General features: G+C 39.4%; 4 protein-coding genes and 1 pseudogene. 4 read left to right on the forward strand and 1 reads right to left on the reverse strand.

Annotation, left to right across the window (positions count from 1 at the left end; genetic code table 11):
• Positions 1-7 precede the first annotated feature (7 nt).
• From BTHERMOSOX_RS09780 to BTHERMOSOX_RS09795, 4 genes are read left to right on the forward strand one after another with little or no spacing between them, the layout of a single operon-like run.
• Entirely contained in the window at positions 8-415 is a 408-nt protein-coding gene (locus BTHERMOSOX_RS09780) for a rhodanese-like domain-containing protein (RefSeq protein ID WP_138120968.1), read from the forward strand.
• Entirely contained in the window at positions 409-1,923 is a 1,515-nt protein-coding gene (locus BTHERMOSOX_RS09785; protein ID WP_212744651.1) for an AmpG family muropeptide MFS transporter, read from the forward strand. Before BTHERMOSOX_RS09780 ends, BTHERMOSOX_RS09785 begins: the two co-directional genes overlap by 7 nt.
• Before the next feature lie 3 nt (positions 1,924-1,926).
• Positions 1,927-2,913, forward strand: a complete 987-nt coding sequence (gene nagZ, locus BTHERMOSOX_RS09790) for a beta-N-acetylhexosaminidase (protein ID WP_138120972.1) — start codon at positions 1,927-1,929, stop codon at positions 2,911-2,913.
• Positions 2,910-3,191 carry a hypothetical protein gene (locus tag BTHERMOSOX_RS09795; protein ID WP_138120974.1) on the forward strand — a complete coding sequence of 94 codons (282 nt, stop codon included), beginning with the start codon at positions 2,910-2,912 and terminating at the stop codon, positions 3,189-3,191. Before nagZ ends, BTHERMOSOX_RS09795 begins: the two co-directional genes overlap by 4 nt.
• On the opposite strand, the pseudogene BTHERMOSOX_RS09800 reads toward BTHERMOSOX_RS09795, so the two are convergent.
• Positions 3,188-3,576, reverse strand: a pseudogene (locus BTHERMOSOX_RS09800) (DNA helicase UvrD); the annotation flags it as partial. The gene BTHERMOSOX_RS09795 and the pseudogene BTHERMOSOX_RS09800 overlap by 4 nt on opposite strands.

The raw sequence follows: 3,576 nt of genomic DNA on the forward strand, positions 1-3,576 counted from the left end.
TTGCTTCATGAGTAGCCTACTTCAATATTTACCAAAAAAAGCCATTGAACGTTTACAGGTCAATAAAGAGGCGGTGTTAATCGATGTTCGTTGTGAGGCTGAAAATAAATTTGTAGGCCGACCCATTGAGGTGCTTTTCGTGCCTTGGTTAGATGACCCTGATTGGGAGCCAAACGAGCCCAGCTTTATTGCCGCGATTAAGCGCTTTTTAGGTGATGAGGCGCTAAATAAAGAAATTATTTTAATTTGTCGCAGTGGTTACCGATCAGACGATGCAGGTAAGTGCCTGCTTAAGGCTGGATTTAGCAATGTAGCGCATGTCGTTAGTGGCTTTGAGGGCGATCTTGATGAAAACGACCAACGAGGCAATGTTAATGGCTGGCGTCATGACGGCATGCCCTGGGTGCAATGCTAGAAAGTATTAAGCTATTTATTCACCCACGGGTGATGACCATGCTATTTCTTGGATTTTCTGCTGGTATACCTATCTTGCTAATTTTCTCTACTTTGGGATTGTGGCTAAATGAAGCGGGTATTGCCAAATCTAGTATTACTTTTTTCTCTTGGGCGGCCTTAGGCTATTCATTTAAATTTGTATGGGCGCCATTGGTTGATCGCTTACCCTTGCCTTTTTTAACCAAACTTTTAGGCCGAAGAAGGGCGTGGATGCTCATCTCCCAATTGGCAATCATGGCCTCAATTTGGCTAATGTCTTCTGTTGATCCACGTGCTAATATTGATAACTTAGAGTTGATGGCTATTGGTGCTGTGCTATTGGGGTTTTCATCAGCCACACAAGATATTGTGATTGATGCTTATCGCATTGAGTCGGCTGATAAAGATATGCAGTCGATGCTCAGTGCCACTTATATTGCCGGCTATCGAATTGGCATGCTAGTAGCGGGTGCAGGTGGTTTATTTTTAGCCAGTTATTTTGGCTCCACTAAAGAGCTATATAGTTTTTCAGCTTGGTCAAATACTTACCTGGTGATGATTGTGGTGATGATGGTTGGCATAGTGACAACACTCTTAATCAAAGAGCCAGATTTAGGCAGTCATAACAAAGAATATTCAACCAAAGACTATTTTAGATTTTTTGCATTATTTTTAGCCATTGTTGCTGCTTTTATTACTACATTTGTTATTAGTTCTGATCTTGGAAAAGTTCTTAAATCAAGTCTTACTGACATATTCTCTAATAAGCATTTGGCTGGATTCATTGTTGGAACGTTCAGAATGATGCTAGCCCTTGTGGGTGCTATTATTGCAGCAAAAATACTCATAATGCTTAATATCGTCAATCGATCAATGGTTAGTAATACTTACGTTGATCCAATTAAAGATTTCTTTAGTCGTTACGGTTTGAATGTTGCATTGCTACTGCTTACAGTAATTGGTTTGTACCGAGTCAGTGATATTGTGTTAGGTGTTGTGGCTAATATTTTTTATCAAGATATGGGCTTTACTAAAATTGAAATTGCCACTGTATCTAAAACATTTGGCTTATTTATGACCATTGCAGGTGGATTTTTAGGTGGCTTGATGGCGATTAGATTTGGCGTGTTTAAAGTGTTGTTTTTAGGTGCGGCGCTTTCCGCAGTAACTAACTTATTGTTTATTATTTTGGCTAATGTTGGCCATGATATGACTTGGCTCTACGTTACTATCGCCATGGATAACCTATCAGCAGGGTTGGCGGGCGCAGCCTTTATTGCTTTCTTATCGAGCCTTACTAATATTAAATTTACTGCGGTTCAGTATGCCGTCTTTTCATCCTTGATGACTTTACTGCCAAAGATTTTTGGCGGCTATTCAGGTACGATTGTGGAGGTATTCGGCTATAGTGAATTCTTCATTCTTACTACGCTGATCGGCTTGCCTATTTTGTATTTGGTCTACAAGGTTAAACCTTATATTGATTAAATTATGAAACTAGGCCCAATCATGATGGATGTGTCAGCATTGACACTGACAAAAACAGAAATATTGAAACTAGCCAAACCTTCAATTGGCGGTGTTATCCTCTTTGGGCGTAACTTTGAAACAATCGATCAAGTTAAAAAACTCATTAACTCCATCCGAGAAGTTAATCCTGATTTATTAATTTCGGTGGATCACGAAGGTGGGCGAGTACAACGATTTAGAAAAGGTTTTACCCATCTTCCGGCAATGGCCAAGTTGGGTGATTATTACGATCGAGATCCAGAATTGGCTAAAAATTTAGCTTTTTCATGTGGCTTTGTATTGGCGTATGAACTGCTTGACATAGGTGTTGATTTTTCTTTCGCGCCTGTTTTAGATGTAGATTATGGCCAATCTTCAGTGATTGGCGATCGCGCTTTTCATTCCAACCCTGAAGCAATCTCCATACTCGCAGGTAGTTTAATTGCCGGTATGCATGAGGCCGGCATGAAATGTGTTGGCAAGCATTTTCCAGGACATGGTTTTGTTGCTGCTGATTCGCACCTAGATTTACCAATTGACGATAGATCAATGACTGAACTGCTAGCTGATATGTCACCTTTTAAGGATTTAACGAATCATGGATTGGACGGCGTTATGCCCGCTCATGTTGTGTATCCACAAGTGGATGATAAGCCTGCCGGGTTTTCTAAAAAATGGATTAAAGATATTTTGCAAGATCAGATTGGTTTTGGCGGTGTAGTATTTAGTGATGATCTCTCTATGCAGGGCGCTTTTTTTGTTGAAAAAATTCAGGATCGAGTGCGCGTCTCACTAGAGAGTGGTTGTGATATGGTATTGATTTGCAATCATTCCGAGATGGTTGATGAAGTGATTAATGATAATTGGGGTGCTAATGAGAAACTTCAATTAATGCAAGGGTATAAACACTTTAACTGCGATAAAATGATGCACTCAAACCATTTAGATAATATACGAGATTTATTATGAGTGATGAAACAACAAACGATATTGAGATTAGAATGCTAAGCGCGATGAGAAAAACACTTATTGCTATTGCCAAGGATACGATGACCAAGCCAGGCTTACGCCATCCATTGACACAAAACACGCAAAAAATGATTACTGATTGTTTAAATTTGGTTATTTCTCGTCAAACTGATATTGAGAAGGCGGCAGGCACGCATACTAAAATGAAGCCAGTTTATACCGACGAACAAACCGTTCAAAGTTTCTCAGTTGATGATCTTAAAAAGACACTAAATTAAACAAATTCTAAATTGGCATAACTGGCAATTAGCCATTTAGTGCCAGCAGATTTAAACTTAATTTGAATTCTGGCACTATCGCCTTCGCCTTCAAAATTAAGCACCGTGCCATAGCCAAATTTACCATGCTTAACACCAGCGCCAACCGATAATTGGCCATTAGCTTCAGGCTCGATATCTTGATTGTAAATATCATCATCATTATAGTTGGCTTGAGTTGCGCCAAATTTAGCTTTAACTTTATTAACATATTCACTTGGGATTTCATCCAAAAAACGAGAAGGGTAAGCGTATAAAGATTGGCCATGTAAGAAGCGCTTAATAGCAAATGATAGTGTTAGTCTTTTCATGGCTCGAGTCATGCCAACATAGCATAATCGCCTTT

Source organism: Bathymodiolus heckerae thiotrophic gill symbiont, assembly GCF_900128515.1.
In the GTDB taxonomy this organism is placed as follows: Bacteria; Pseudomonadota; Gammaproteobacteria; order PS1; family Pseudothioglobaceae; genus Thioglobus_A.

Excerpts from the sequence above, each read along its gene's own strand:
- BTHERMOSOX_RS09785 (WP_212744651.1), top strand. The coding sequence starts at position 409 with ATGCTAGAAAGTATTAAGCTATTTATTCACCCACGGGTGATGACCATG.
- BTHERMOSOX_RS09780 (WP_138120968.1), top strand. The coding sequence starts at position 8 with ATGAGTAGCCTACTTCAATATTTACCAAAAAAAGCCATTGAACGTTTA.
- BTHERMOSOX_RS09795 (WP_138120974.1), top strand. The coding sequence starts at position 2,910 with ATGAGTGATGAAACAACAAACGATATTGAGATTAGAATGCTAAGCGCG.
- nagZ (WP_138120972.1), top strand. The coding sequence starts at position 1,927 with ATGAAACTAGGCCCAATCATGATGGATGTGTCAGCATTGACACTGACA.